This is a genomic window from Dinghuibacter silviterrae, assembly GCF_004366355.1.
In the GTDB taxonomy this organism is placed as follows: domain Bacteria; phylum Bacteroidota; class Bacteroidia; order Chitinophagales; family Chitinophagaceae; genus Dinghuibacter; species Dinghuibacter silviterrae.
Genome location: NZ_SODV01000002.1, coordinates 997,100 through 1,023,581, shown reverse-complemented (window position 1 = coordinate 1,023,581; position 26,482 = coordinate 997,100). Strand labels below are relative to the sequence as shown.

Below are 26,482 nucleotides of genomic sequence, written 5' to 3'. Positions count from 1 at the left end.
AAGGTAGCGCTATTTATTCAGCACCCGCCTGATCTCTCCGGCCTGTTCTATCAACTCCTTTAAGTAGGTGTAGTTTTCTTTTTCCAGGCAACTTTTGAATTTTCGCAACTGTGTGATGTGTTCGTTAAGCACGTCCAGTACGTTTTCCCGGTTCTCGCGGAAGATCGGCACCCACATCGAAGGATTGCTCTTTGCCAGGCGCACGGTGCTTTCAAAACCACCGCTCGCCAGCGTAAAGATCGCGTCCTCCTCCTTCTCCTTCTCCAGGACCGTGTTGGCCAGGGCAAAAGACGTGATGTGCGAGATGTGGCTGACGTAGGCGGCGTGCATATCGTGGCTTGCCGCGTCCATATACACCTTGCGCATCTCCAGGTTATCGTATACCTGCTCCACCAGCGCCAGGGCATCCGGGGCCGAGTCTTCCCGGTCACAAATCACCGCGGCTCTCCCGGCAAAAGCGTGGTGTTCCGCCGCCTGGGGCCCGCTAAACTCCGTCCCCCACATGGGGTGGGTGGCCACAAAACGCGCCCGGTTCGGCAGTTTGCGGGCGGCAGCGATGATGCCTTCCTTTGTAGAGCCCACGTCCATGACGACCTGGTCTGGTTTGAGTCTTGTTAACACCTGGGGCAGCAGGCCCGCCCCCGCGTCCACGGGTATGGCCAGGATAATCAGCTTTGCCGCATCCACCCCTGCTTCCAGGGACGCCCCTTCGTCTATAATGCCCAGCTCACGGGCCTTTTGCAGGTGTACGAGGCTGCTGTCCACCCCGATGACCCGCTCCGCAAAACCTTTTTCTTTTAGCGTGAGCGCCATCGAACCACCGATCAAACCCGTACCGACTATCGCGACGACCATACTGTTGCTTTTATACGTTCCATGGACTGTTCCAGTTTCTCTTCCGTGGCGCAAAGGCTGACGCGGATATACCCGTTCCCCTCCGAACCAAAGATGCCGCCCGGCGTGATAAATACATTCGACCCATACAGGACGGCGTCGCTCACGGCGTATCCGTCTTTATAACCCTCAGGAATAGACGCCCAGACAAAAAGGCCGACCTGGTCCTTGTCGTAGGTGCAATTCAATACATCCAGCAACTGGAAGACTTTTTCCCGACGCTTTTGGTAAACCGCGTTGACGGAGTCATACCAATCCTTCCCGAGTTCCAGCGCCTTTGCCGCCGCCAGTTGTACCGGGAGGAACATGCCGCTGTCCATATTGCTTTTGAACCGCAGGACTTCGTTGATCCGCTGTTGGGCACCGAGGAGTGCGCCGATGCGCCAGCCCGCCATATTCTGCGACTTGCTCAGCGAATTCAGCTCCAGGACAACGTCCTTTGCGTTTTTTACTGCCAGCAGGCTTTCTGGCCGATCGTTGAGGATAAAAGAATACGGGTTGTCGTGACAAATCAGGATGTTGTGCCTCCGCCCGAAGTCAACGAGGCGTTCGAAAAGTTCCTTATTGGCCCGTTGCCCGGTAGGCATGTGCGGGTAGTTGACCCACATCAGTTTAACCTTTTTAAGGTCGGTCTTCTCCAGCGCCTCCCAGTCGGGGGCCCAATTTTTTGAGGCGCTTAGGGTATACGGCACCGGTGTTCCCCCCGCCAGCTTTACCGCGCTTTGATAAGTCGGGTACCCCGGGTTGGGGATGAGGGCCTCGTCTCCCTCGTTGAGGTACGTCATGCAGATGTGCATGATCCCTTCTTTGGACCCGATCAGCGGTAGGATCTCCGTATCCGGGTCCAGGTCCACGCCATACCAGGTATTATACCAGCCCGCGAAGGCCTTGCGCAGGACGGGAGAACCTTTATAGTTCTGATAACCGTGGGTATCCGGCCGGGCCGCCGCTTCCTGGAGGGTCTTGATCACCTCCGGGTGCGGGGGTTGGTCAGGGCTGCCGATCCCCAGGTTGATCACCTGCCTGCCTTGACGGTTCATGTCGTCGATCTCGCGGAGCTTTGTCGAGAAATAGTATTCCCCGATGCCCTCCAGCCGTTGTGCTGTCATGCTGTCGTTCCTTTTTTGTAAATACCGTAAACTTTTAAATCCAGGGTCAGCTTCCGAAGGTCGTGCAACACGTCCTGGAACTGTTCTTCCGTATCGAACTCCATATCCACATGGAAAAAATACTTCCACTGGCTACCGGGTATGGGGAACGACTGGAGCTTGCTCAGGTTGATCCCCCCTTCGGCAATCCGGGTCAAGACCCGGGCCAGGCTCCCCTGGCTATGGTCCGTCTCGAAATACAGGGAGGACTTGTCGACTTTTGCGATGGTCTCCGCCTCCCCTTCCCTCCGCAGGATAAGGAAGCGCGTATAGTTGTTTTTCAGCGTATGAATGTCCGGGGCGATGATGTCGAGCCCGTATAATTCGGCGGCCGCCTGGCTCGCGATCGCCGCGATATGTTTGGACCGGTGTTGATGTATGTGCTTGGCACTTAACGCTGTATCTTCGGTTTCAAGAAGCTTCCAGGGGCGTTTGTCCAGGTAATCCATACACTGGAGCAGGGCCATCGGATGGGAATGCACCTCTTTTATGTCGTCCAAAGATACACCCGGGTTGACCATCAGGTGCTGGCGGATCTGGAGATACACCTCCCCCACGATCCTTAATTCACTCTTTTGCAACAGGTTATAATTCGGAAGAATGCTCCCGGCAATCGAGTTTTCAATCGCCATCACCGCTCCCGCCGACAACGTGGCGTCCGAGGCGATCCGGACGACGTCCCGGAAGGTAGCGCAGGGAATGACGTTGATCCGGTCGCCTAAGAAAAGCCTGGCGGCTTCCTGGTGAAAGCTGCCGGCGTAGCCCTGAATGGCCACACCCTTTTGCAGGTCCTCTTCTGAAAGTTCAATTTCTGCCATATCGTAAAAAAACGAATCCCGGCCGTTTGGCCGGGATTCTTTATGTTTTGTGTGTGGTTACATTTTAACAAAAGCATCCCGGCCTACCTGTAAAGTAGAAGTAAAAAAAGTAAAAGAAACCGGTATTTGCCTTAGTAGTCAACATGTTTTCACTGATGGACCAAAATTAGGCGAATATGTCTAAACAATCAAAGAAATCTTTAGAAAAAAATTAGGCCACTCTTAGAAAAGAGCGGCCTCTAACGATTGCTTGCCATATGAAAAACGTTTGACGTTCCACTGGAAAGGTCAACTTAACACGGAAGCAATCTCATGTCAACCTGTACCCGTCCGGGGACGGGCGTTCCAGCGGTCGAATTATTTCTTGGTAGTGTCCTTCTTTGCAGAAGTGTCCATCTTTGCAGCAGAAGTGTCCATCTTCTTTGCGGAAGTGTCCATCTTTGCAGTGGTGTCGGCAGTAGCAGCCTTGGCGGTATCACCGCTGTCGGTCTTAGAACCTTCGGAGTTACAAGCAGTTGCGAAAGCGATAACGCAGAATGCAAACAATACCTTTTTCATCATGATGTTTTTTAATTGTTTACTAATGGTTTGGGGTTTATACCTGAATTAAAAAAAGGTAACCCACCTTTTAGAAAAAAAATAATTTTACCGTCTTTTGGGTTACAAATCGCCCCATTTCGTATTAATATTTGCCTATAGTGAAAACCGGATCAACGGACGAACAATTACTGGCTGGACTGGCACGCAACGACAAGAACGCCACGGAGACCCTGTACAGGGAGTATTTTGGTATGATCCAGGCGTTCATACTCAATAACAACGGATCGAGCGAAGACGCAAGGGATATTTTTCAGGAGGCGATGATCGTGTTGTATGAAAAAGCAACATCCGGACGGTTTGAACTGACGGCCCAGGTAAAGACCTACCTGTATTCGGTTTGCCGGCGGCTCTGGCTCAAAAGGCTCCAACAGGTACAGCGTTTTGGCACCCCGGTGGAGTCGATGCCTGAGCTGGTGCAGGTGGAAGAGGACCTGGAGGCCCACGAAAGACGGAATGAGGCGTTTATGATGATGGAAAAGGCGTTGGGACACCTGGGAGAGCCTTGCAGGAGTTTGTTGGAAGCGTATTATCTGCAAAAGAAAAATATGCAGGAGATCTCCGAACACTTTGGATATACCAATGCGGAGAACGCCAAGAACCAGAAATACAAATGCCTTACCCGACTGAAGAAAATGTTCTTTACCCAATTTAAAAGCGGGAACTGAGATGGACGAAGTATTATTACAGAACGCGGTGGACAGGTATTTGCGCATGGAAATGACGCAGCAGGAACGTCTTGTATTCGAGGAACTCCGGCGGACCAACCCGGAAGTGGATCAGTTGGTCGTGGCGCATTCCTTTTTCCTCCAGGAGCTGGAAAGGTTTGGGCAACTGAAAGAATTCAAGAGTACCCTTAATACGGTGGAAGCGGAATTGCTGGAAGAGGGCGCGATCAAGCCCGAACGGCTCACCGCGGGTGCCAGGGTCTCCAATATGTGGATACGCTACCGCCGCACCATCGCCGTGGCGGCCTGTATCGGCGGGATTACCGCCGTGTGCATTAGCGGGATGATGCTGGCGATTGCCCCGAAACACGACGCCAGGCTGATGGAACTGGCCAATAAGGTCAATTCCGTAGAAAACTCTCAAAGGGTGTTGCGTCAGCAGCTCAACGAGGTGACCAAGACCATTACCCCTTCTCCTGCCGAACTAAAGGTGTCGGGGACCAGTTTCCTTATCGACGGCCGGGGTTACCTGGTGACGAGCGCCCACGTTGTAAAGGACGTCTCCAGCGTGTTCGTCGCCAACCACAAAGGCGACAACTTCAAGGCCCGGATTATTTTTGTCAATCCCCTCCAGGACCTGGCCATACTGAAAATAGAAGACTCCAACTGGACGACCTCCGGTCCGCTTCCCTACGGGATCAAACGGACGGGAGCGGAACTGGGCGAACCCATTTTTACATTAGGTTATCCCCGGAACTATGCCGAAATCGTGTACGGCGAGGGCTACCTAAGCGCCCAGACGGGTTATAATGGAGATTCCATCAGCTGCCAGATCACCGTGTCTGCGAACCCCGGCAACAGCGGTGGACCGGTGCTTAACGAGAAAGGCGAAGTGGTCGGCATCCTCAGCACCAAGCAGCCCCAGACAGACGGCGTTGTATTTGCGCTGAATGCCCGGAACATATATAGTGCCCTGGACTCTCTGAAGAAAGACACGACCAATACCTACCCAACGATCAGGGTCTCTTCGGTATCGACCATCCGCTCCCTCGACAGGGTCGACCAGATCAAGAAGATCGAGGATTGTGTGTACATGGTCAAGGGGTATTGATCTCTTTGCGATACACCACGCCGTCTTTCATGACCAGCCGTATTTGTCTTACCGCATGTATGTCTTTGGACGGATCGCCGCTGACGACGATGATGTCCGCGAGATAGCCCGGTTTGATGTTCCCCAAAGAATCCCCGATCCCGAAGACACGGGCGTTAACGGACGTCGCCGACTGGAGAACAGCCAGGGGTGACATACCGTACTCCACCATCGTTTCCATCTCCCGGGCGTTGTCGCCATGCGGGAAAACGCCCACGTCACCCCCCATAAGGATGGTCACTCCGTCGGCGAGAGCCTGCCGGAAGGCACGGCGGGCCTGGGTGACGCGTTGGGGTTCGGGGTCGATCCCCTTGCGCCAGCCCTGGTAGCCGGCGATGGCTTCCACCGCGGAGAGTGTGGGACAAAGCGCGACCCCTTTGATGCGCATGAGGCGGAATACGGTATCGTCTCCTCCTTGTCCGTGCTCGATGGTGCTTACGCCGGCATCGATGGACAGGATCATTCCAATTTTCGTCGACGAGTGGACGGCGACCATGCGCCCGCTGAAAACGGCGGCAGATACCGCCGCCTTGAGTTCGTCCTCCGTAAAGGTGGGTAGATTTTGGCCTCCCGGTCCCCAACGGTAGTCTGCATACAGTTTGATGACATCCGCCCCGTGGCTGACCTGCTCCCGGACCTCGTGCGTGATCCCCTCCACCCCATCCGCCTCGGCGGCTCCCTTGGGCAGATCCACGTCGGAAGACTCGCTTTTAACACCATAGCTACCCGTGGCGACGATGGCCCTGGTCGCGACGAGCATGCGGGGGCCGGGGATCACCCCTTTTTGGATGGCCCGTTTGAGCCCTACGTCGTCGTACATACAACCTTCGGTCCCGAGGTCACGGACGGTGGTAAACCCCGCCATGAGCGTGGCTTCGGCATGGGTAACCGCGCGCGCGGTGCGTTCCGCCCTGGACTCCTTGGTCACCTGGTCGTCCCAGGAGACCTCGTTATAAGGATGAAGGAATAGATGGGAGTGGCCTTCGATCAGTCCCGGCAACAGGGTGCATCCAGGGAACTCCCAGACGGGTGTGGTTTCCGTCCCCGCCGGCCGGCGGCCATGGGTCGCCTCGACGATGCGTTTTCCGCGGACCAGGACCCAGCCGTCGGCATGGATATCGGTTCCGTCAAAAAGAAAGGCGGCGTGCAACAGGCGGGCGGTGGTATCCTGCGCCCGGGCCTGGCTTGTGCACGCCGCCCAACACAAAAGCGTTATAAGAATTTTACCACTGAATGGTGATCGGATCATTGCTGTTGTTGAATTCAACAAAATACAGCTTTTGATCCTGTGAAATCCGCGTAGTTTTCCCGTTTATTTGGACGTTATCCCAGCCAGTGGCGCCGTGGAGGACGACCCGCACTTTTGAAAACCGGGTAGGATAGCCGGCGTCAGCTTTTCCCAGTACAATCCGTCTGGCACCGGGATCATAACGGATTTGGCGCCGATAGCTTTTACCCTGCTCATAGTCATAAGTATGTCCATCGTCCTCGTAGTAGTCAAAACTGCTGCCGGTTGCCCCCTGCCATACGTGGAGGTAAAGGATGCCGTCCCCGGCTTCCTTGGTATCCTGGATCACCGCCTGTTCAGGGATGATGGCGCCCGCGCGTACGAAAACGGGAAGGTCCGTCAGGGGGCTGCCGACAAACTGGCTATCCCCGCCCGGATAAGCCTCGTCCGTACTAAACCGGTACCAGGTGGTGCCTTTCCCGGGGAGGTAGACATCGGCAATCATGGTTTTTGAATCCACGGGGCAAACCAGGAGGTTATCCCCAAACTCGAATTCCGTCCCGTATTTGTCTGTATACACCGCACTGTCGTACGTATAATGGATCGGCAGCATGCGGTTCACCGGCATACCCGTTTTATGGGCCTGGTAAAAGGCGCTGTAGAGATATGGAAGGAGGGCGTAGCGCTGGCCGATGACGTGACGCATGATCTCCGTGGTGGCCTCCCCGTATTCCCAGGGCTCATGGTAGCGGTTGTTGATGGCCGTATGGTTCCTGTACAAGGGTGCATAGACGCCCAAAGACATCCAGCGTACAAAAAGGTCCGGGCTGGCGTCCCCCGAAAATCCGGCGATGTCCATCCCGACAAAAGGTACGCCACTCAATCCCATGCTGTTCAAAAGACGGTACCCCAACAACATGTGCTCGTCTTCCGGTCGGTTGTCCCCGGTCCAGACGGCGGAATATTTTTGAATCCCTGCGTAAGACGCCCGGGTGAGGTTGAAGGGCCGTTCGTTCCCGCCCATGTCCTTTTTGGTCCCTTCAAACGTCGCGCGGGCCATTTGCATCCCGAATACGTTTTTCACGGCAGCTAATGTAGTCCGGTTGTTGCCGGTTCCAAACTCCACCACGGTCGGGATTTCTTTACCGCCTAATACAGCGGGTTCGTTCATATCGTTCCAGAATCCACGGATACCGTTGTCGGTATGAGACGCCTTGAAGTTGTCCCCCCACCAGGCCCGTACCTCCGCCCTCGTAAAGTCCGGGAAGTTGCAACGCCCCGGCCAGACGGTCCCGATATAGGGTTTGCCCCCGGGATAGCGGGCAAAAAAACCCTTGGCCGTACCCTCTTCATACGCCTTATAACCGGTTTCTATCTTTACCCCCGGGTCGATGATGGTCACTACATCAAATCCCATGTTTTTGAGGGAATCGATCATCTCTTTCGGATGGGGAAAACGTTCCTGGTTCCACGTAAACACCTTATAATGATCCATGTATTGGATGTCCAGGTAAATCACATCCGCCGGGATCTGTTTGATGCGAAAGGTCTTTGCCGTTTGCAGGAGCTCCTGTTCCGTCATATACCCCCAGCGGCACTGCTGGTACCCCAGGCTCCACAGCGGGGGCATGGGCGTCCGGCCCGTCAGGGACGTATAGTCGGCGATGATCCCGGGGACGGTGGACGCTCCGAAAAAGTAATAGTTCATGTCCCCATCCGGCGCGCCGAAGTAGTAACGGTCGTCGTCCACGCCGCCGCCGAAGTTGGCAAATACCTTACGGGTATTGTCGAAGAAGATGCCATAGCAGACCTTGTCGTGCACCCCGATAAAAAACGGGATAGACCCATAGATCGGATCCTTGTCCTCCGCATACCCATAGGCGTCCGTATTCCAGTTGACAAAACTTTGTCCCCTCCGGTCCAGGGGCCCCGTCTTCTCCCCCCAACCGATAAACTTCTCTCCGGGTGCCATCTGGCGATAGCTGGTCACCTGGGGTCCTTCCCAACTGATCCCCAGGGCGGGGTCGTCTCCGCTTAGGAAATTTCCTTTTTTATCCTGGAAAGAAACCCGGAAGGGGGTTTTGGTAATTTTTATCGTGAGCGAATCGGTGGTGAGCGCATCGTTCTCCGCCTTTATCCATGACCTGTGGGGGGTAAGGTCGTCGATAGCGTAGGAAAAATCAGTTTTGGGTGTTTCCTTGGTTACCCGGACCCTTATAATGGTCGGAGAATAAGCGGTGATCGTCGCGTAGCCGTTGTCCAGTTGAAAGGCGTACCCTCCCGGAATGGCGTGGGTTTGGACGACATTTCCGGCCTGTTCACTCAGACGGGTGGATTGTGCATAGACACTCGTACCCGCCCACAGCGCGGCCATCAATAGCAAGCATGGTTTTCTCATCAGATTGTTCAATGAGGCCGCAAAATAGGCAAAAGGTTGCTTAATGTGTATTTTTTACACAACATTTTGTCCGTTTTCGCTGTTGGGCGTGTCGTCCATCCATCGCCTCCCCCGGGTCAGCCGGGCGATCAGCATGGCCGAAGCCGTATCCCCGGTTGCATTGACCACCGTCGAGATGGGGTCGGTGACCGTCCCCAGCAGGATGATCGGCGGCAGCGCCTCCGGAGGCAAGGTCAGCACCGAGAGGGTCAGGACCTCGCCAATATACCCCCCGTTGGGAATACCGCCCTCCACGATGCTCACCAACCACGCCAGACCGATGGCCAGCAAAAAGCCATACAACGGGGAAATAGCCGGGTGGAAAAGCGCAAAAAGCAGGTACATCTTCACCACCTCGCAGATCGCAGACCCCTCTTTATGGAGGGGACCGCCAATGGGAATGACCAGGTTGGCGATCAGGGGCGGTATCCGCATCTTCCCCGCCGCCTCAAGGTTGGCCGGGATCGCCGCAATGCTGCTGCTCGTGCCCAGGGCGGTGGCCGAGGGTATGATGTTGTTCCGCCAATAGGTCTTTAGCGCCCATTTCCCCCCTGCCAGGAGGGCGTAGAGGCTAAAGAAAAATATATAGTAAAAAATACTCACCCCGCTCAGCAATGCGATGGCCTGGCCATAAGCCCCCAGGACGCCCCCACCCCAGTTGGCCACCTGGCAGGCGAAATATGCGCCCAAACCAAAAGGAGCGGTGTACATCACCAGGGCCAGCAGTTGTTGCATGACCTCGTTACCGGAGGTCAGAAAGGCCCTGAAGGGCTTCCCCTTCTCCCGGGCTCTTTGAGTGGCGAATCCCGTCCCTACCGCCAAAATGATTAGCGCCAGCATGCTCTTGCGGCTAAAAAGGGAGAAGAATTCCTGGACGGTGAACAGCTGGGTGAGGACGTCTCCGGCGGAGCGCGTGTCCGCGGGGGCCGCTTGGGCCGCGGGGGCCGCGCCGGGTCCGCCGGTCACGTGGACCGCCGAGGTTGTTGTGACCGACACCGGGTGCAGCGGCCAGCACCACAGCGCCACGACCGTGACCAGGGCGCTCACGATCACCGTGCCCACCAGGACAACCACCGTCATCCTGGCCACCTTGCCGATGTGCGCGGAAGACTCCACCCCGGCGATGGCGGAAGCGATGGCGAAAAAGACCAACGGAACGACGACGGTAAAGAGCAGATTCAGAAAAATATTGCCGGCCGCCTCCAGGAAAAGGATGCGCTTGCCAAAAACGAGACCGAGGATACAACCGGCAAGGATACCTCCCAAGAGAGAAAGCATGCTACCGTAGTGAGACCAGAAACGTGTCATCTCCGAATTTAAGACTTCCGCGCGAACTGGGCGCGGATCGTCTTGAGCTCGGTATCGGAGAGGGTGGATGTTTCGTGGAGCAGGCGGACGAAATACGTCAGTTCCTCGTCGCTGTCGGGGCAGCCGGTATTGTTCCCCCAGCTGCCAGGGGCCGCCCCTTCCGGTTTTATCCGTGAATCCTGGAGGACGGTCCCGTCGGGATTAATGATGAGGAAAAAGGGAATGCCTTGTCCTTGGGCCCCTGCGTACTTGGTATACAGCTCCATGGCGCCCGGGTTGACAAGCGCCGCCTTTGACCCTGTCTCCAGGATCACCAGGTGGGTGACCACATAGTTTTTTTCGAACAGTGGCTGACATACGGGCGCCTTCATGATGCTGTCCATGCGATGGCACCAGCCACACCAGGACGCGTGAAAGATCACGAAGACCTTGCGGTGCGTGGCGGCGGCCTCGCGGTAGGCGGCGGCAAGGACGCTGTCCGCCGAAGGCGGGGCTGGCGCAGGCGTCGCGACAGCGCGGCTGGCGGGCCGTGTCGCCGTGGCGGCCTTCATCGGCGCGGCGCCGGCGGCCGCGACCAGGGTCGTCCATGCAATGACGGCTGTCAGCGCGCGCTTCATGCCCAAAGGTTGGACGGGTACTCGCCGCTCGCAACGAGGGACTGAATGCTGTTGGTGACAAAAGGAGCGTCCTCCTGGTACGTGACGCCGAACCACTGGCTGGATGTGGGTACCAGGTCGACCGCGCCTTCGCCGCTGCGGATGAATTCATCGGCCACCAGCGGGATGAAGAACTCGCTTTTCAACTCCTGGCCATGGCCCCTGAGGAACTCGGTGAATTGTTGCTTGGTGATCTCAAATATGTTGGGGTGAAAGCACCAGAAGTTCATGGACACCTTGGAATCGACCGGCACCTCGTGTTTCCCGGTTTCATCTTCGTATACGATCTTCCCGTTCTCTGGATAGATCTTCGTGCGTTCGGTGATGCCGGTAAGATGGTTGTTGGCATCGACGGTGCAGACGCCCCGGCTGACCGTACCGTGGTCGGAAAGGGTTTTGCGCAGTTCGTAGCCTACGATCGCATAACGGTCGGGGGCTACGCGTTTATCGAGGAAGCCGCACGCCTTTTCGAAGGCGTCTTTGCCATAGAAGTCATCGGCGTTGATGACGATAAAGGGCTCGTTGATCTTTTGCCCGGCACACAACATGGCATGGGCCGTTCCCCAGGGTTTTGTCCGGCCTTCCGGTACGGTAAATCCTTTGGGCAAGTCGTTGAGTTCCTGGTAAACGTATTCCACTTCCACCTTACCCTTCAACTTCGGTTCGAAGATGGCCTTGAACTCCTCGGCAAATTCCTTGCGGATGATAAAGACGACCTTTCCAAATCCGGCACGGATGGCGTCAAACAGGGAATAATCCATGATGGTCTCCCCCGAAGGGCCGAATTTCTGTATCTGTTTGAGGCTTCCGCCGTACCTGGAGGCCATACCGGCGGCCAGGATCAATAAGGTGGGTTTCTGCATGGTGGTGCGAATATAATCCAAAAAGCTTTCATCTTTGCCCGGTGTACACCGGCGACTTCCTGCGCAATTTGCTACAAAAACCGATACCGCTTGCCCCCCTGGACCTAGGGGGGGAGGTGAGCGGGGCCGTTGCCCGGCTCGATCTCTTACACCCGGTGGTGTCGGGGAATAAGCTTTTTAAATTGTGGTATTACCTGGACCGGTACCACCGTGAAGGATATGAAAGTGTCGTCACGTTTGGAGGCGCGTATTCCAACCACCTCGTGGCCACGGCCTTTGCCTGCAGTGAGATGGGCATACCGTGCATGGGGGTGGTGCGGGGGGAGGAGCCCCGGCGTTGGGGACAAACCTTGGAAGACTGCCGGGCGCTGGGGATGCAGTTGGCGTTTGTGTCCAGGGAGGAGTACCGGGCGTTGGCGCGCACGGAGGCGGGGGCTGCGGCCCGCGGGGCGCTGGTCATCCCGGAAGGCGGTGCGGGAGCGCTTGGGATAAGGGGCGCCGGGTTGATCCTAAAAGCGATTGCGGAGCAACATACTTTTTCTCACATCCTCATGGCCGTCGGTACCGGGACGACCTTGCAGGGCATAGACCGCGCCCTTCTGCCCGGGCAAAGGGCGGTGGGCGTCCCTGTGATCGCCGTGCCACCGGAAGAACAGGCAGCTTTTGCGGAGCGCCTGGGCGGTGTCGGACTGGTGCACGGCTATTCGTTGGGGGGATATGGAAAACATACCCCCGGATTGCTCGATTTTATGCGGTCCTTTTATGAACAACAAGGGGTGCCTACGGATTTTGTGTATACGGGGAAGGCGGCTTTTGCGCTGATGGACCTGGCGCACAACGGGTATTTTCCACGGGGGAGCCGGGTCCTTTTTTTGCATACGGGGGGTCTTCAGGGAAACCGGTCCTTATCCCCCGGGGTGCTCGGATTTTGAGTTCAGGCCCTATTTTTGCAGATATACAGCACCATGCGACTCCAAATCCTTACGACCGCCATTATCCTATGCGTTTTCTCAGCCCTCACTCCGTGTACCCGCGCCACCGCCCAGGACACTTTGCCTAAGTTCCAGGTAATCAATGCAAAAGGAAGGATCATCGTGGCCTTTTACAATCCCTATGTCTCTGCCCTTCAGGTCAACGTGGAGCGTTCTTATGACAGTGCGAAGAATTTTACGACGATTTATGCGCTGTCCGAACCTCGCCCTGGTGTGTATACGTACAACGACGCCAAGGCACCGACGGTCCGGATGTACTACCGGGTGTTTATCCAACTGCAATCCGGCTATTCCTTTACGCACGCCGATACCCCTGTCATATTTATAGCACCGCCCCCGGCGATCAAAAAGATCGAGGAGGCTGCGCCTGCCGGTCCTGCGTCGATTACCCTGTCCCCCAGGAAAAAACCCGAGTGGGAGCCCTCGACGCATATTTTTACAGACGATTACGGGAACGTCAAAGTGGAGTTGCCACCACCGGGCGCCAAAAAATACCTGATCAAATTCTACGACGACCAGCAACACTTTCTTTTTGACATGCAGGATATAAAGGACCTGCCGCTGACGATCGACAAATCGAATTTCCTCCACGCCGGCTGGTTCAATTTCGAACTGTACGTGGACGGGGTATTGCAGGAAAAGAATAAATTCCTTTTAAGTAAGGATAACTGACGGTTTCAGGGTGGCGCCAAACACCTGCTCGAAGTGATGTTTTACCCTCGTTTTTACCTGAGACTCGTCCACCGGGCCGCCCAATTCCTTGTTCAGCGAAGTCACCTGTTTCTGTTGTATGCCGCAAGGCACGATATAATTGAAGAAATCCAGGTTGGTATTGACGTTGAGGGCCAACCCGTGCATCGTGATCCAGCGGCTGCAACGGACGCCCATGGCGCAGATCTTGCGTTCGCGGCCGGGCAGCGTGGGATCGAGCCACACGCCGGTTTCACCGGGGCTTCGCTCCCCCTTTAACCCGTAGTCGGCGAGGGTCCGGATGATGACCTCTTCGAGGTTCCGGAGGTACTTGCCGATGTCGGTACCAAAATACTCCAGGTCAAGGATGGGATAGGCCACCAACTGACCCGGACCGTGAAAGGTGATGTCCCCTCCCCTGTTGGTCTTGAAGAACCCGATACCACGGCGCAACAACTCGGCATCGTCGATCAGGACGTTTTCGATGTGCCCGCTTTTGCCCAGGGTATACACCGGTGGGTGTTCGCAAAATAAAAGACGGTGGACGGTCGGCAGGCCGTTCATCCGGGCCTGTACGTTCTCCTGTAACAAGCGCTCCTGGTAGTCCCAGGCTTCCTGGTAGCCGATGCGGCCGCAGTCCTCGAAGAAGACGGTTTGCATCCGGCAAAGGTAGGAAAACTCGTCGTACCTTTGCGGACATGATGGACAGCGAAGATATCGTGCTCGACAACGGGGATGCCTCCGAAGAGCTCTATGTCCGCCGGAATATCCGCGTGGACAAGGGGCAGGACCTCTTGCGCATCGACAAGTTCCTGATGACCAGGATCGAAGGCGCTACCCGGAACAAGCTCCAGCAGGCCATCGAAGCCGGGCTGGTGTTGGTCAACCAGCAGCCGGTCAAACCCAATTACAAGGTGAGGCCGCTGGACGAGATCGTCTTGTACTCGGAAGAAAGCCCCGAGTCCACCGAGATCATCCCCGAGAAGCTCCCGCTGAATATCGTGTATGAAGACGATCACCTCATGGTGCTGGACAAGCCCGCCGGTATGGTCGTCCATCCCGGTTGCGGGAATTATTCGGGCACCCTGGTCAACGGTGTCGCCTATTACCTCCGCGAGCAGCAACCCGACCTGACCGAAATGCAGCTTTCCCGCTTCGGCCTGGTCCACCGCATCGATAAAAACACCAGCGGGTTGCTCGTCCTTGCCAAAAACGAAAAAGCCAGCGCCCACCTGGCCCGCCAGTTTTTCGACCATACCGTTGACCGCCTTTACCTGGCGCTCGTCTGGGGTGACTTTGCCGAAGACGCCGGTACCATCCGCGCCCATGTTGGCCGCCACCAGCGCTTCCGTAAAATCATGGCCGCCTACCCCGATGGCGACTACGGCAAAGAAGCCGTGACCCATTTCCGCGTGCTCGAACGCTTTCACTATGTCAGCCTGGTCGAGTGCAAGCTCGAAACCGGCCGCACACACCAGATCCGCGTCCACATGCAACATACCGGCCATCCCCTCTTTAACGACGACACCTACGGGGGTGACCGTATCGTCAAAGGCACGGTCTACACCAAATACAAACAATTCGTCGACAACTGTTTCGCGCTCTGCCCCCGCCACGCCCTCCACGCCCGCACCCTCGGGTTTACCCATCCCTTTACAGGGGAGCGGCTCTTTTTCGAAAGTCCCCTGCCTTCCGACATGGGGTTTGTGATCGAGAAGTGGCGCTCGTATGCGGCGCACCGCGAGGCGTAAGGGGCAAAAATAAACCGCCTACAGAAGTAGGCGGTTTCACTACACATGATAAATATACCTATTGGGCAATAGCGGTATTTTAGGGTATGACGACGAGCTTGCCTATGTACCGTTTGGAGGTGAACCCAACGATCTGCACGATGTACACCCCTGGGGACAGGTGTGAGGTCGGCAGTTGATAGGTTACCTTGCCGTCACCCGACTTGAAGTCGTCCTCGTAGACGCACTTGCCGTTCATTTCGAATACCTTCATGTGGAGCTGGGTAAAGCTCTCGTTGAGGTAGAATTGAACAAAGCCAAATTGGTGGCAAGGGTTCGGGTAGAAGGTCAGCGACTCGATCGCGTCAAACGGGTCGTAAGGTTTGACCCCGTAACCGTCGGGTTGCTGGAAGCCTTCAGTGACGTCAAATTTTTCCAGGTGGTCGAAGGCGATACAGGGTTCCCCTACGGTGTAGGAGACCTCTACCGCCGTGTACCGGCATTCCAATCCCCAGCCCTTGTAGGGAATGGAGTCGGAGCCACCACCGGAAGCGACCACGTACCAGGCCGGACCCGGCAGCGACTGGGCTGAAGCGGCGCCCGCGCTGACCAAGAGCGCCATTACAGCGGCCGCGAAGATCGATGGTTGGATGATCTTGGTCATACATTAAGGTTTTGCCAGTTTCTTTTCCAGTTCATTGAGCCTTTCGGTCAGGGCATCGATCTGGGCTTGCTGGGCCTGTTGTTTGTCAACGACGCTTTGCAGGTCCTTGATCTTCTGCTCGTCTTCCTGAAGCTTCCGGTAAAGGCCCTGAACAGCGGCCAGGGAAACACCGGAAGGATCGATGGTCGAGATACTCTTATTGTCGATGCCGAGGTGGAACTGACGGTAGAAGTCCTGGGCCATGGGGCCGATGTGCTTTGTCTGCAAGGGGTCGCCTTTATAATTCCAGCGCGTGATCGGGATCTCGTTGATCCTTTCGAGCAGCGTATCCAGGTCTATGGTCTCAAAATTCTCCTTGCGGTTGACATCGGAAGTATAACTCCATACACCGCCGGCACGGGCGAGATTTGCCGTGTTGCCGGAACCCAGGTTGATTTGCATGGCGTAAGTCGTCGGGTTAGCGACTTCCACACCAAAACCAAAAGCCTTGACGGTGCTTCCACCGATGACATAAGAATTGATATTGTTGGCGGTTACGCCGTCCCCAAGAGCAAGAGAGTTGTCTTGGTTCGCGGTGGCGTTGGTCCCGACAGCAATGGAATTGTTGGCGGTGGTGCTGCTGTTCCCGGCATTGGCACCGTCCCCGATGGCGATGCTGCTCATGGAACCGTTGCCTTGATTGTTGACGGTGGCATTCACCCCCATCGCAATCGAGTGGTTATCGCCTGCATAGGCGAAGTTACCAATCGCAACGGCATAGTCGCCAAATGCGGACGCGGAGAACCCGACGGCGGTACCGGCATTCAGATTTTGTCCCATGGCAAAGGAATAGGCACCGACGGCGGTAGCCCAGTCACCGGCAGTCGTCGCCCCGGCGCCAACCGAGGTGCTACCCGAACCGTCTACGTAAGCATGTTCACCGACAACGACGGCGCTGTCCGATGAATTGCTGGCCAGTGTGCTATCCCCGATGACGACCATGTCGTCACCGTCTGCGTTGGAGGCACGGCCGATGCTGACGGAGTTTACACCGCCCGTCCGGGCGCGTGTCCCGAGGGCAATGCCGTTGTCGTTCCTGACGCGGGCCAAAGTACCCATGGCCAGGCCTTGCTGAATAGACGCTCCGGTGGAATCTTCCACGATATCCGCGCCAGCGCCTACGGCGATGTTGTTGGAACCGTTACTGATCCCCGGTGCGGCACCGGGTCCAAGGAAAATATTCTGGGAACCACCGGTCAATATACCGGCTGTATTCGCACCTAAGATTACGTTCTGTGAACCGGAGGTCGTATTGATGGCCGCCGCATAACCCATCGTCGTGTTGAGGTTTCCCTGCAGACCGGTGGACGTAGAGGCATTACCTGCCATCGCTTGCGCACCGACGATCGTGTTACCGTTACCGGTAGCAGTGGTGGAGGCGGCGCGTGTACCCAGAATCGTATTGGCGTTACCGGTGAGGTTTTGGGCGGCAAAGGCACCGGCCACAAAGTTACTGTCCCCGGTAGCGGAGTTCTGAGAAGCCGCATACGCACCTAAGAAGGTGTTGTAGCCCCCGGCGAAGTTTTGACCGGCATTGGCACCGAAATAAGAGTTGCCTGCGTCGCTCACTCCGCTCTTGGAATTGGCGGCGGTGAGGGCACCGGCCTGGTAACCAAACATGCTATTGAGAAGGGCGCCCGTGGAGTTGTCCCCGGCACCGGCGCTATATCCCATCAGGGTATTTTCCTTACCCATATTGCTCATACCGGCTTGAGCACCGACGAATACGTTGTACCCGGCGGCATTGGACTTACCGGCATTGTAGCCTAAATAAGTATCGTAGATGGCGTTCTGACCGGCATAGGAACCGTTGGCGCTGTCTCCGACCATGATCGAGGTAAAAGGTGCCCCCGAATTGATACGGAAGGCCTTTAGCATCGGGTGGTAGTCAAAGTTCAGCACAGGGGCGACGGACACCGAGTCGTTCAGGTTCATCGAGCCCACCATGTCGAACGTCGTCAGGGGGGAAGGATTGTTGATCCCGACCTTCGGAAGGTTGGCATCATTTAAGATGTTCCCGTTGGTGGCTTTCCAGAGGGAGTCGCCGGCTGCTGCAGGAACAATTTTTATTTTGGACTTATAGATTGTACCGTCGGTATAGGTTGCCCCAAACGTAGAGTCGGGATTGACGTATACGGAGTCCAGGCCCTTGCCCGGACGGCCGACGATCTTTGTAACCGAGTTCCAGGTACTGCCGTCGGTAAAGGTGAACGACAGGGTCGAGTCACTGTTGAGGGCGGTACTTGAAATACCGGTACCGGCAGCACCTGTGGCGCCGGTGGCACCCGTAGGACCTGCGGGACCTTGGGGACCCGTGGAACCGGTGGCGCCTGTTGCGCCGGTGGCACCCGTTGCACCAGTAGGGCCGGCGGGACCTGCGGGACCTTGGGCGCCGGTAGCGCCGGCAGGACCGGTCGCACCGGTGGCGCCTGTTGCACCAGTCGCACCAGTGGGGCCGGCGGGGCCGACAACAGAGGTGGTCGTGGTGAGCGTGCTACCGTCGGACAAACTCAATACAAGGTCGCCGGAAGCATTTATGGAAGCACCCGTCACGCTGACGCCAGCGGCCCCAGTCGCACCGGTAGCACCCGTGGCACCGGTAGCGCCAGTTGCACCCGTAGGACCGGCAGGGCCGACAACGGAAGTAGTTGTGGTGAGCGTGCTACCGTCGGACAAACTCAATACGAGGTCGCCGGAAGCATTTATTGAGGCACCCGTCACGCTGACGCCAGCAGCCCCAGTCGCACCCGTGGCACCGGTTGCACCTGTAGGACCAGCGGGACCCTGCGCGCCCGTGGCGCCAGTAGCACCGGCGGGACCAGTCGCACCCGTGGCCCCGGCAGGACCGGTAGCACCAGTGGCGCCGGTCACACCCGTGGGACCGGCAGGCCCGACAACGGAAGTAGTCGTGGTGAGTGTGCTACCGTCGGACAACGTCAACACGAGGTCGCCGGAAGCATTTATTGAGGCACCCGTCACGCTGACGCCAGCGGCCCCAGTCGCACCCGTGGCACCCGTAGGACCAGTGGCGCCCGTGGCACCGATAGGACCAGCGGGACCCTGCGCGCCCGTGGCGCCAGTAGCACCGGCAGGACCAGTCGCACCCGTAGCCCCGGCAGGACCGGTAGCACCTGTGGCGCCGGTCGCACCCGTGGGACCGGCAGGCCCGACAACGGAAGTAGTCGTGGTGATCGTGCTACCGTCGGACAAACTCAATACGAGGTCGCCGGAAGCATTTATTGAGGCACCCGTCACGCTGACGCCGGCGGCGCCAGTCGCGCCCGTAGCACCGATGGGACCTTGCGCGCCTGTTGCACCAGTCGCACCGGCAGGGCCAGCGGGGCCTTGGGCGCCAGTCGCACCCGTAGCACCGGCAGGACCAGCGGGACCGGCAGGGCCGGTGGCGCCCGTGGCACCAGTCGCACCGGCGGGACCTGTTGCACCCGTAGCACCAGTCGCACCTGTCGCACCCGTAGGCCCGGCAGGCCCGACAACGGAGGTCGTCGTGGTGATCGTGCTACCGTCGGACAACGACAATACGAGGTCGCCGGAAGCATTTATTGAGGCACCCGTCACGCTGACGCCGGCGGCGCCGGTCGCACCCGTGGCACCGGTCGGACCAGTGGCGCCGGTGGCACCCGTAGGACCAGCGGGACCCGCAGGGCCGGTGGCGCCCGTGGCACCGGTAGCGCCTGTAGCACCGGTTGCCCCCGTGGGACCGGCAGGGCCGATGATGGAAGCGGTGGTTGTTGCAGTCGTACCGTTGGAAAACGTCAACACCAATTGCCCGGAGGCGTCGACGGAGGCACCGGTAATGGTGATGGTTGCACCGGCAGGCCCAGTGGCACCGGTAGCACCTGTAGCACCTGTCGGGCCGGCGGGGCCTTGCGGACCGGCAGGACCTTGGGGACCTGTGGCGCCCGTGGCACCTGTTGCCCCGGTGGGGCCGGCGGGGCCGGCCGGACCGACCACGGAACTGGACGTCTTGGTCGACGTGCCGTCGGAGAAGGTCAGCACCAGTTGCCCGGAGGCGTTGATGGAGGCACCGGTAATTTTAATGGTCGTACCGGTAGCTCCGGTGGCCCCGGTAGCGCCTGTGGGACCGGCGGGTCCGGCAGGGCCGGCAGGACCGTCGGCACCCCTGATGGGACCGATGTTGGGCGAGGTGGAGCCGTCGGAATACGTAAAGGTCAGGGTGTAATCCGAATTAAGGGTCACCTTGACGATACCCGTCCCCTGGGCACCGGCAGGACCGGTTGCACCCGCAGGACCCGCGGGGCCTGCTGGACCGGCAGGTCCGATGATGGAGGAAGACGTCGTGGTCGTAGTGCCGTCCGAGAAGGTCAGGACCAGGTCACCAGAAGCGTTGATGGAGGCGCTTTTGATGGTGATCGTGGAACCCGTGGCGCCTTGCGGACCGGCGGGACCTGCGGGCCCATCCGGACCGGCAGGGCCTTGGGGACCGGCAGGACCTTGGGGGCCTTGAGGGCCGGCGGGGCCTGGTGTACCACCGTTCGCGGCATAGAGTGCGTAAGGCACGGCAGCGAAGGGGTTGTTCCCCAGCTCGATAAAGCTGTTGCCGGTCAAATCCTCGGCCATCAGCTCTACCTTTAAATACTGGTTTTGATTTTTCCACGGAATGGTAGAAAAGGTTCCTTGCGTCACCGTCCCAGTTCCTATCTGGCAGGAAAACTGACCATAGTAGTTGGTTGTTAATTGTTGTGTTTCCTGGTACTGTACAGCACCATTATTCCCTGCGGTGATGGTAAACCTCAGGGTCACACTTTTGTTGGCGATGACAACGCCCCCTAGGGCCCTGGCAACCGCCTGGTAATTGATCCCAACTTGCTGAGCTCGGATGGTGGTGGAGAGGAAGCACGCTACCAAGAGTGCATAGAGGTACTTGGTTTTCATATGTAGATTTTAAGGAATCTATTAGGTACGGTATTGGACTTTCACGTTCTCATAACAATATTACTTAAAGTTTTTTTAAATACATAAAATCCATAAAAAAAGGGTATTCTCCGCAATTTGTAGTTGGAGAATACCCTCAAAGTAGTTTGATTTCTACCTAGATATCAATCGCTTCGCCGTAGGCGGCGGCAGTGGCTTCCTTTACGGCTTCGCTCATCGTGGGGTGGGGATGGATGGCAGCCAGGACCTCGTGGTAGGTCGTTTCGAGCTTGCGGGCGACCGAAACTTCTGCCACTAATTCAGTGACATTGTGTCCGATCATGTGGGCGCCTAAGAACTCACCATACTTGGCGTCAAAGATGACCTTTACAAAACCATCGGTGTTGCCTGCTGCGGTTGCCTTCCCGCTGGCGAGGAAGGGGAATTTGCCGATCTTCAGTTCATAGCCGGCGTCCTTGGCTGCCTTTTCCGTCATACCTACGGAGGCAACCTGGGGTTCGCAATAGGTACAACCCGGTACGTTCCCGTAATCGAGGGGTTCCGGCTGGTGGGCCAGTTTCTTTTCCGTATAGGCAATGGCCTCGGCGGCCAGGATGCCTTCCTTGGTGGCTACGTGCGCGAGTGCGGGACCGGGGATACAGTCGCCGATGGCGTAGATCCCGGCAACATTGGTCTGGCAATATTTATCGGTAACGATGCGGCCTTTTTCGGTTTTGATCCCGTTTTCTTCCAGACCGATGCCTTCGATGTTGGCGGCAATACCGACAGCACTCAGGACGACGTCGGCTTCGAGGGTCACTTCACCGGTCGGTGTCTTTACTTTGGCCTTGACCCCGCTACCCTTGGTATCCACGCTGGTCACCTCGCTGGAGGTCATGATCGTGATACCTTGTTTTTTGAATTGTTTTTCCAACTCCTTGGAGATGTCCTCGTCTTCCACCGGTACGATCCGGGGCAGGAACTCGACGATGGTCACCTTCGTGCCGAGGGTATTGTAGAAAAAGGCGAACTCGCTTCCGATAGCGCCGCTACCCACGACGATCATGCTTTTGGGTTGCTCGGGCAGCGACATTGCCTTGCGGTATTCGATGACCTTGGTTCCGTCGATGGGAAGATTGGGCAACGTACGGGCGCGGGCGCCGGTGGCCAGGACGATGTATTTGCCTTCAACGATTTGTTTTTTCCCGTCAGCAGCCGTCACTTCCACTTTCCCTTTGCCGGCCACTTTGCCAAAGCCCATGATGACGTCGATCTTATTCTTCTTCATCAGGAACTGAACACCCTTGCTCATCTTGTCGGCCACACCGCGGCTGCGTTTGATGACGGCGCCAAAGTCGTGTTTGGCGTCCGTTACATTGATGCCATAATTCTGGCTATGCTTTGTATATTCGAAAACCTCGGCGCTTTTCAGGAGGGCCTTGGTAGGGATGCAACCCCAGTTCAGGCAAATGCCGCCCAGACTTTCCTTTTCTATGATCGCTACTTTAAATCCCAGTTGAGAAGCTCTGATAGCAGCGGGATAACCTCCTGGGCCGCTACCTACAACGATTACATCGTAAGCCATAGCTAATGATTATTGATGATTTAAGGAAGCAAAAGTACTGGATTTTATTTTAATTTTGCAGGTCATGCGCAAACTCAAGACCGTGGAACTCGGGCGCAAGTCCGTGGAGGAATTCAGACAGTCTGAGAAACTGCCCGTGACCGTGGTCCTGGATAACGTCAGGAGCATGCACAACGTCGGGTCTGTTTTCAGAACAGCGGATGCGTTTTTGTTGGGTGGTGTTTGTTTGTGCGGCTATACGCCCCGGCCTCCACACCGGGACATTCAAAAAACGGCCCTGGGTGCCACGGAATCGGTGGACTGGTCGTATTATGAAACGACGGAGGAAGCAGTAAAGGCGCTCCGGGCGCAGGGCTACCGGGTCTGGGCGGTGGAGCAAACCACGAACAGCACAGCCTTGCAGGATTTTGAACCGAAAGGACCGACCGCGGTGGTGTTTGGCAACGAAGTCGATGGCGTTACGTCCTCCGTTCTCCCGCTTTGCGACGGGGTGCTGGAAATCCCGCAGTGGGGCACCAAGCACTCGCTCAATGTATCGGTCGCTGCGGGTATTGTCTTATGGGAAATCAGAAGATCTTTTATAGTATGACAACCTTCAAGAATTACCTAAGCCTTGTCAAGTTTTCGCACACCATCTTCGCCATGCCCTTTGCCATGATCGGCTACTTCACCGCCGTATTGCGCACCGGTCATGGATTCAGCTGGTTCACCTTTTTGCTGGTGATCGCGTGCATGGTGTTCGCCAGGAGTGCCGCGATGGCCTTCAACCGCTGGCTCGATGCACACTTTGACGCTCTCAACCCGCGCACGGCTTTACGCGAGATCCCCGCGGGCATCATTTCCCGGAGCAGCGCACTTTGGTTCGTCATCGTCTGCTGCCTGCTTTTTATCGGCAGTACGGCATTGATCAACCGCCTTTGCCTGTTCCTGTCTCCGGTGGCGCTTTTCGTGGTCCTTTTTTACAGCTATACCAAACGCTTTACCGCGCTTTGCCACCTGGTCCTGGGCGTGGGACTATCCCTCGCGCCCATCGGCGCCTACCTGGCGGTGACGGGGACGTTTGCGCTTTTGCCCGTGCTGTTCTCTTTTGCCGTGGTGTTTTGGGTGAGCGGTTTCGACGTCATCTATGCGCTCCAGGACGAGTCCTTCGACAAGGAGCAGCACCTGCATTCCATGCCCGCAGCCGTTGGCATACGGAGGGCCTTGCGCATCTCCGAACTCCTGCACGTCCTTAGCGCGGCCAGCGTCATTGCGGCGGGCGTTTATGGTCACTTCGGGGTTTGCTACTGGATCGGGGTCGCGGTATTCGTGGGCATGTTGATCATGCAGCACCGCCTCGTCAAACCGGGAGACCTGAGCCGGGTGAACCTGGCGTTTATGACGACCAATGGGATCGCCAGCGTGGTGTTCTCCGTGTTTGTCGTGGCGGATATGTTCCTCTTCAAGGGACCGCTATAGGAGCGACGCGCCGCAAGTCACCCTTAGCGGATCAACCGGAAGTTGAACGGATACCGGTAGGGCACCCCGTTATTCGTCCGGATGCTGGCGACGATCACCAGGATGATGTCGACCAGGCGGACAAGACCCAGGATGCCGGCCAGGCCGAACACGCCGGTCAGGACGTGCGGGGCCGAAAACAGGTCGAACGGGCTGCCGAAAAGACCCGACAAGCCCCATGACCCGAAGAACGCCAGACCGAGGACGATGCTCAAGGCGAGGGAGATGATATAGATGGTGATCTGGAAGTTTAACGATTCTTTACCCTGCTCATCGACCTCGGGGGATTCGCCCCGCTTAATGAGCCAGATGATGAGGGGGCCGAGTACGGCTCCCCAGGTATAAAAAAGCATCAGCAGGGCGCTGAGGTGGCAAAGCATGGTCCATGTTCTGGTTTCGCTGGCGGAAAGGCTCATGGTGTTTGATATTTGAAACCTAAAATACACATTTTTTGATGGGGAGGATACTGGCCATCGACTACGGGAAAAAACGCACGGGCCTGGCGGTGACCGATCCGTTGCGCATCATCGCCACGGGGCTCACCACGGTGGAGACCCCGCAGCTTTTTACCTGGCTCAAGAACTATATGACCCGGGAAACCGTCGATCTCATACTGATCGGGATGCCCACCAACTGGGACGATACCGATACCAACGCCACCCCCCTGGTCCGGCAGGCGATCGCCCGGCTCCGGAAGGAGTTTCCGCATATTCCCCTGGAAACCGCGGACGAGCGCTATACGTCGAAAATGGCCACCCAATCCATGCTGGACAGCGGGCTGAAAAAGAAAGAACGGCGTAATAAGGCACTGGTTGACGAGATCGCGGCGACGATCCTTCTCCAGGACTATCTGCGGGCCCAAAACGGATAAAAACGTACCTTTGCCGCTTATGATTCTTCCCATCGTCGCATACGGCGCCCAGATCCTCCGGGCCGAAGCAAAAGATATAACGCCGGATTACCCGGACCTGAAAGAACTCCTGGAAAGCATGTGGGAAACCATGTATTATTCCCAGGGTGTCGGCATCGCCGCGCCCCAGGTCAACAAACCGATCCGGATTTTTCTGGTGGATACGGCCCAGGTTTTCGAGCGTATGGATGACGAGGAAAAAGAGGAGTATGACGACGATCCGGGCATCAAGCGTGTTTTTATAAACGCCCACGTCCAGTCGCTGGACGGGGATGAATGGGCCTATAATGAAGGCTGTCTCAGCATCCCAAAGATCCGGGAAGACGTCCTGAGACCGGAAGAGATCACGCTATCCTACGTCGACGAAAACTTCGAACCCCATACCGAAACCTTTTCAGGTCTCACCGCAAGGGTCATCCAGCATGAATACGACCATATAGACGGCAAGCTTTTTATCGACTACCTCAAACCCCTCCGCCGGAAGCTGCTCAAGGCCAAGCTGGACGATATTTCCAAAGGAAAAGTTTCCGTGGACTATAAAATGACCTTCCCCAAATAAGGCATTATCCTTGATGTATTATCGCCTATGACAAACCGGATCTGTCTTTGCCTGATCGCCCTGGTACCCCTCGCCGCTCTAAAGGCCCAGGACACGAGCGTCAATGTGCAGGGCCGGTATATCCAGCTCAGCGAGGTCGTTGTCCGCAGCGACATCGACGTCCGCGATTTTATCCGCCGGGTCCAGGAAGACACTACATTTTACAAGGCCTTCAAGAACCTGCGCGTCCTCAGCTATTCTGCGATCAACGACATCCGCATGGTGGATAAACGCGGCAATATGGTGGCCAGCCTCAACAGCCGCACCCACCAGAGCCGGATCGGCAATTGCCGGACCATGCAGGTCCTCGATGAAAAAACAACCGGGGACATCCGGGACAACGAGGGCAACTGGAACTATATCACCGGGCAACTGTATGCCGCCCTGTTCTTCACAAACGGCTCCGTCTGCGGCGAAACCAATATTGTGACGGGTGCCGTGCACAACGTCGAAAATCTCAGCGGAATGGAGAAACACAAGGAGCAGCTCAAGCTTCTTTTTTTCAATCCGGGCAAACCCATCCCCGGCGTCCCTTTCCTAGGGAACAAAATGGACATTTTCTCCCCGGATGCGGCCAAGCGCTATGACTACAGCATCGACATGCAACGGTACAACGGCCAGGACTGTTATGTTTTCAAGATCAAAGCCAAGGACGACGCCAAGGGAAGCGTCGTCATCGATGAAATGACAACCTGGTTCGACCCCAAGACCATGGACGTCCTCGGGCGCGTCTATGACATGAGCTACGACGCGGGCGTCTATGATTTTAACGTCCACATGGAAGCCCAACTCAGCAAGTATGGCGACCTCCTCGTCCCCACCCTTCTCCGTTATAACGGCAACTGGGGTGTGCTCTTCAAGAAACGCGAGCGCGGGATCTTTACCGCGACCCTCTTCGATTTCGGAAAGTGACCCCTGTATCAAAACCGGACATCATTTTGCCGAAAGCGAACACATCCACTCATAGCTATCAAGCATGACCCCCTAATTATCAACGCATTGCCACTTGGCACCACGCTTGGATTGCATGTACCATCTCATGTCTACAATCGTGAAGAAGGTTTAGTTTTCAGCACGCCCCCCGTCCTCCACGGGGGGCTTCCTTTTTCTATTAAAA

The 26,482-nt window shown here is 56.8% G+C and carries 24 protein-coding genes; 10 read left to right on the top strand and 14 right to left on the bottom strand.

Going from position 1 to position 26,482, the window contains the following annotated elements; genetic code table 11:
- Nucleotides 1-9: 9 nt before the first annotated feature.
- The 4 genes from EDB95_RS21535 to EDB95_RS21520 form a co-directional block, all read right to left on the bottom strand.
- Complete coding sequence (locus EDB95_RS21535) at nucleotides 10-855, bottom strand: prephenate dehydrogenase (protein WP_133997096.1); 846 nt, start codon at nucleotides 853-855, stop codon at nucleotides 10-12.
- Nucleotides 840-2,003 carry a pyridoxal phosphate-dependent aminotransferase gene (locus tag EDB95_RS21530; RefSeq protein WP_133997094.1) on the bottom strand — a complete coding sequence of 388 codons (1,164 nt, stop codon included), beginning with the start codon at nucleotides 2,001-2,003 and terminating at the stop codon, nucleotides 840-842. Before EDB95_RS21530 ends, EDB95_RS21535 begins: the two co-directional genes overlap by 16 nt.
- A complete protein-coding gene (locus EDB95_RS21525; protein ID WP_133997092.1) occupies nucleotides 2,000-2,860 on the bottom strand; it encodes a prephenate dehydratase in 861 nt (286 codons plus the stop codon). Before EDB95_RS21525 ends, EDB95_RS21530 begins: the two co-directional genes overlap by 4 nt.
- A 357-nt stretch (nucleotides 2,861-3,217) precedes the next feature.
- Nucleotides 3,218-3,421 (bottom strand): hypothetical protein, encoded by a 204-nt coding sequence (locus EDB95_RS21520; protein ID WP_133997090.1) that lies wholly within the window; start codon nucleotides 3,419-3,421, stop codon nucleotides 3,218-3,220.
- A gap of 137 nt (nucleotides 3,422-3,558) precedes the next feature.
- On the opposite strand from EDB95_RS21520, the gene EDB95_RS21515 reads away from it, so the two are divergent.
- Both EDB95_RS21515 and EDB95_RS21510 read left to right on the top strand, forming a co-directional pair.
- Complete coding sequence (locus tag EDB95_RS21515; protein WP_133997087.1) at nucleotides 3,559-4,125, top strand: RNA polymerase sigma factor; 567 nt, start codon at nucleotides 3,559-3,561, stop codon at nucleotides 4,123-4,125.
- Between the two features lies 1 nt (nucleotide 4,126).
- A complete protein-coding gene (locus tag EDB95_RS21510) occupies nucleotides 4,127-5,236 on the top strand; it encodes a S1C family serine protease (protein WP_133997084.1) in 1,110 nt (369 codons plus the stop codon).
- On the opposite strand, the gene EDB95_RS21505 is transcribed toward EDB95_RS21510, so the two are convergent.
- The 5 genes from EDB95_RS21505 to EDB95_RS21485 are packed head-to-tail and all read right to left on the bottom strand — an operon-like array spanning nucleotide 5,223 to nucleotide 11,767.
- On the bottom strand, nucleotides 5,223-6,524 hold the full coding sequence (locus tag EDB95_RS21505) for a metal-dependent hydrolase family protein (protein WP_133997081.1): 1,302 nt from the start codon (nucleotides 6,522-6,524) through the stop codon (nucleotides 5,223-5,225). The two genes, EDB95_RS21510 and EDB95_RS21505, sit on opposite strands and share 14 nt — an antisense overlap.
- Complete coding sequence (locus EDB95_RS21500; protein ID WP_133997078.1) at nucleotides 6,499-8,901, bottom strand: glycoside hydrolase family 31 protein; 2,403 nt, start codon at nucleotides 8,899-8,901, stop codon at nucleotides 6,499-6,501. The genes EDB95_RS21505 and EDB95_RS21500 overlap by 26 nt, the downstream gene beginning before the upstream one ends.
- Nucleotides 8,902-8,955: 54 nt before the next feature.
- The gene (locus tag EDB95_RS21495; protein ID WP_133997075.1) at nucleotides 8,956-10,248 is read right to left on the bottom strand and encodes a dicarboxylate/amino acid:cation symporter; all 1,293 of its coding nucleotides are present in this window, start codon (nucleotides 10,246-10,248) and stop codon (nucleotides 8,956-8,958) included.
- Nucleotides 10,249-10,256: 8 nt separating this feature from the next.
- Nucleotides 10,257-10,865 carry a thioredoxin family protein gene (locus EDB95_RS21490; protein ID WP_133997072.1) on the bottom strand — a complete coding sequence of 203 codons (609 nt, stop codon included), beginning with the start codon at nucleotides 10,863-10,865 and terminating at the stop codon, nucleotides 10,257-10,259.
- Complete coding sequence (locus EDB95_RS21485) at nucleotides 10,862-11,767, bottom strand: nucleotidyltransferase family protein (protein ID WP_133997069.1); 906 nt, start codon at nucleotides 11,765-11,767, stop codon at nucleotides 10,862-10,864. Before EDB95_RS21485 ends, EDB95_RS21490 begins: the two co-directional genes overlap by 4 nt.
- Nucleotides 11,768-11,808: 41 nt before the next feature.
- Here EDB95_RS21485 and EDB95_RS21480 point away from each other — a divergent pair, with 41 nt between their 5' ends.
- Entirely contained in the window at nucleotides 11,809-12,699 is an 891-nt protein-coding gene (locus tag EDB95_RS21480; RefSeq protein ID WP_162852715.1) for a 1-aminocyclopropane-1-carboxylate deaminase/D-cysteine desulfhydrase, read from the top strand.
- 33 nt (nucleotides 12,700-12,732) lie between these two features.
- Complete coding sequence (locus tag EDB95_RS21475; RefSeq protein ID WP_133997063.1) at nucleotides 12,733-13,431, top strand: hypothetical protein; 699 nt, start codon at nucleotides 12,733-12,735, stop codon at nucleotides 13,429-13,431.
- On the opposite strand, the gene lipB is transcribed toward EDB95_RS21475, so the two are convergent.
- Complete coding sequence (lipB, locus tag EDB95_RS21470; RefSeq protein ID WP_133997060.1) at nucleotides 13,414-14,109, bottom strand: lipoyl(octanoyl) transferase LipB; 696 nt, start codon at nucleotides 14,107-14,109, stop codon at nucleotides 13,414-13,416. The two genes, EDB95_RS21475 and lipB, sit on opposite strands and share 18 nt — an antisense overlap.
- Nucleotides 14,110-14,147: 38 nt before the next feature.
- Between lipB and EDB95_RS21465 the strand changes: the two genes are divergently transcribed.
- Nucleotides 14,148-15,200: an RluA family pseudouridine synthase gene (locus tag EDB95_RS21465; RefSeq protein ID WP_262710553.1), complete on the top strand. Its 1,053-nt coding sequence runs from the start codon at nucleotides 14,148-14,150 to the stop codon at nucleotides 15,198-15,200.
- Nucleotides 15,201-15,279: 79 nt separating this feature from the next.
- On the opposite strand, the gene EDB95_RS21460 is transcribed toward EDB95_RS21465, so the two are convergent.
- The 3 genes from EDB95_RS21460 to lpdA form a co-directional block, all read right to left on the bottom strand.
- Nucleotides 15,280-15,843, bottom strand: a complete 564-nt coding sequence (locus EDB95_RS21460; RefSeq protein ID WP_133997057.1) for a T9SS type A sorting domain-containing protein — start codon at nucleotides 15,841-15,843, stop codon at nucleotides 15,280-15,282.
- Nucleotides 15,844-15,846: 3 nt separating this feature from the next.
- Nucleotides 15,847-20,796 (bottom strand): tail fiber domain-containing protein, encoded by a 4,950-nt coding sequence (locus tag EDB95_RS27955; protein WP_133997055.1) that lies wholly within the window; start codon nucleotides 20,794-20,796, stop codon nucleotides 15,847-15,849.
- A gap of 157 nt (nucleotides 20,797-20,953) precedes the next feature.
- Nucleotides 20,954-22,360 carry a dihydrolipoyl dehydrogenase gene (gene lpdA / locus EDB95_RS21450; protein ID WP_133997052.1) on the bottom strand — a complete coding sequence of 469 codons (1,407 nt, stop codon included), beginning with the start codon at nucleotides 22,358-22,360 and terminating at the stop codon, nucleotides 20,954-20,956.
- A 64-nt stretch (nucleotides 22,361-22,424) separates the two neighbouring features.
- Between lpdA and EDB95_RS21445 the strand changes: the two genes are divergently transcribed.
- Both EDB95_RS21445 and EDB95_RS21440 read left to right on the top strand, forming a co-directional pair.
- Nucleotides 22,425-22,949, top strand: coding sequence for an RNA methyltransferase (locus tag EDB95_RS21445; protein ID WP_133997049.1), 525 nt, complete (start codon nucleotides 22,425-22,427; stop codon nucleotides 22,947-22,949).
- Nucleotides 22,946-23,818 (top strand): UbiA-like polyprenyltransferase, encoded by an 873-nt coding sequence (locus tag EDB95_RS21440; RefSeq protein WP_133997046.1) that lies wholly within the window; start codon nucleotides 22,946-22,948, stop codon nucleotides 23,816-23,818. Before EDB95_RS21445 ends, EDB95_RS21440 begins: the two co-directional genes overlap by 4 nt.
- A 23-nt stretch (nucleotides 23,819-23,841) precedes the next feature.
- Here the strand turns inward: EDB95_RS21440 and EDB95_RS21435 are convergent, their stop codons facing one another.
- Entirely contained in the window at nucleotides 23,842-24,273 is a 432-nt protein-coding gene (locus tag EDB95_RS21435) for a DUF4870 domain-containing protein (RefSeq protein ID WP_133997044.1), read from the bottom strand.
- A gap of 38 nt (nucleotides 24,274-24,311) precedes the next feature.
- Between EDB95_RS21435 and ruvX the strand changes: the two genes are divergently transcribed.
- From ruvX to EDB95_RS21420, 3 genes are read left to right on the top strand one after another with little or no spacing between them, the layout of a single operon-like run.
- Nucleotides 24,312-24,728, top strand: coding sequence for a Holliday junction resolvase RuvX (ruvX, locus tag EDB95_RS21430; RefSeq protein ID WP_133997041.1), 417 nt, complete (start codon nucleotides 24,312-24,314; stop codon nucleotides 24,726-24,728).
- A 19-nt stretch (nucleotides 24,729-24,747) separates the two neighbouring features.
- Complete coding sequence (gene def, locus EDB95_RS21425; protein WP_133997038.1) at nucleotides 24,748-25,326, top strand: peptide deformylase; 579 nt, start codon at nucleotides 24,748-24,750, stop codon at nucleotides 25,324-25,326.
- A gap of 27 nt (nucleotides 25,327-25,353) precedes the next feature.
- On the top strand, nucleotides 25,354-26,277 hold the full coding sequence (locus tag EDB95_RS21420) for a hypothetical protein (protein WP_133997035.1): 924 nt from the start codon (nucleotides 25,354-25,356) through the stop codon (nucleotides 26,275-26,277).
- Nucleotides 26,278-26,482: the final 205 nt, after the last annotated feature.

Excerpts from the sequence above, each read along its gene's own strand:
- ruvX (WP_133997041.1), top strand. The coding sequence starts at position 24,312 with ATGGGGAGGATACTGGCCATCGACTACGGGAAAAAACGCACGGGCCTG.
- EDB95_RS21505 (WP_133997081.1), bottom strand. The coding sequence starts at position 6,524 with ATGATCCGATCACCATTCAGTGGTAAAATTCTTATAACGCTTTTGTGT.
- lpdA (WP_133997052.1), bottom strand. The coding sequence starts at position 22,360 with ATGGCTTACGATGTAATCGTTGTAGGTAGCGGCCCAGGAGGTTATCCC.
- EDB95_RS21525 (WP_133997092.1), bottom strand. The coding sequence starts at position 2,860 with ATGGCAGAAATTGAACTTTCAGAAGAGGACCTGCAAAAGGGTGTGGCC.
- EDB95_RS21500 (WP_133997078.1), bottom strand. The coding sequence starts at position 8,901 with ATGAGAAAACCATGCTTGCTATTGATGGCCGCGCTGTGGGCGGGTACG.
- EDB95_RS21510 (WP_133997084.1), top strand. The coding sequence starts at position 4,127 with ATGGACGAAGTATTATTACAGAACGCGGTGGACAGGTATTTGCGCATG.
- EDB95_RS21440 (WP_133997046.1), top strand. The coding sequence starts at position 22,946 with ATGACAACCTTCAAGAATTACCTAAGCCTTGTCAAGTTTTCGCACACC.
- EDB95_RS21475 (WP_133997063.1), top strand. The coding sequence starts at position 12,733 with ATGCGACTCCAAATCCTTACGACCGCCATTATCCTATGCGTTTTCTCA.
- EDB95_RS21445 (WP_133997049.1), top strand. The coding sequence starts at position 22,425 with ATGCGCAAACTCAAGACCGTGGAACTCGGGCGCAAGTCCGTGGAGGAA.
- EDB95_RS21465 (WP_262710553.1), top strand. The coding sequence starts at position 14,148 with ATGATGGACAGCGAAGATATCGTGCTCGACAACGGGGATGCCTCCGAA.
- EDB95_RS21495 (WP_133997075.1), bottom strand. The coding sequence starts at position 10,248 with ATGACACGTTTCTGGTCTCACTACGGTAGCATGCTTTCTCTCTTGGGA.
- EDB95_RS21420 (WP_133997035.1), top strand. The coding sequence starts at position 25,354 with ATGACAAACCGGATCTGTCTTTGCCTGATCGCCCTGGTACCCCTCGCC.
- EDB95_RS21535 (WP_133997096.1), bottom strand. The coding sequence starts at position 855 with ATGGTCGTCGCGATAGTCGGTACGGGTTTGATCGGTGGTTCGATGGCG.
- EDB95_RS27955 (WP_133997055.1), bottom strand. The coding sequence starts at position 20,796 with ATGAAAACCAAGTACCTCTATGCACTCTTGGTAGCGTGCTTCCTCTCC.
- EDB95_RS21460 (WP_133997057.1), bottom strand. The coding sequence starts at position 15,843 with ATGACCAAGATCATCCAACCATCGATCTTCGCGGCCGCTGTAATGGCG.
- EDB95_RS21520 (WP_133997090.1), bottom strand. The coding sequence starts at position 3,421 with ATGATGAAAAAGGTATTGTTTGCATTCTGCGTTATCGCTTTCGCAACT.
- EDB95_RS21435 (WP_133997044.1), bottom strand. The coding sequence starts at position 24,273 with ATGAGCCTTTCCGCCAGCGAAACCAGAACATGGACCATGCTTTGCCAC.
- def (WP_133997038.1), top strand. The coding sequence starts at position 24,748 with ATGATTCTTCCCATCGTCGCATACGGCGCCCAGATCCTCCGGGCCGAA.
- EDB95_RS21530 (WP_133997094.1), bottom strand. The coding sequence starts at position 2,003 with ATGACAGCACAACGGCTGGAGGGCATCGGGGAATACTATTTCTCGACA.
- EDB95_RS21490 (WP_133997072.1), bottom strand. The coding sequence starts at position 10,865 with ATGAAGCGCGCGCTGACAGCCGTCATTGCATGGACGACCCTGGTCGCG.
- lipB (WP_133997060.1), bottom strand. The coding sequence starts at position 14,109 with ATGCAAACCGTCTTCTTCGAGGACTGCGGCCGCATCGGCTACCAGGAA.
- EDB95_RS21485 (WP_133997069.1), bottom strand. The coding sequence starts at position 11,767 with ATGCAGAAACCCACCTTATTGATCCTGGCCGCCGGTATGGCCTCCAGG.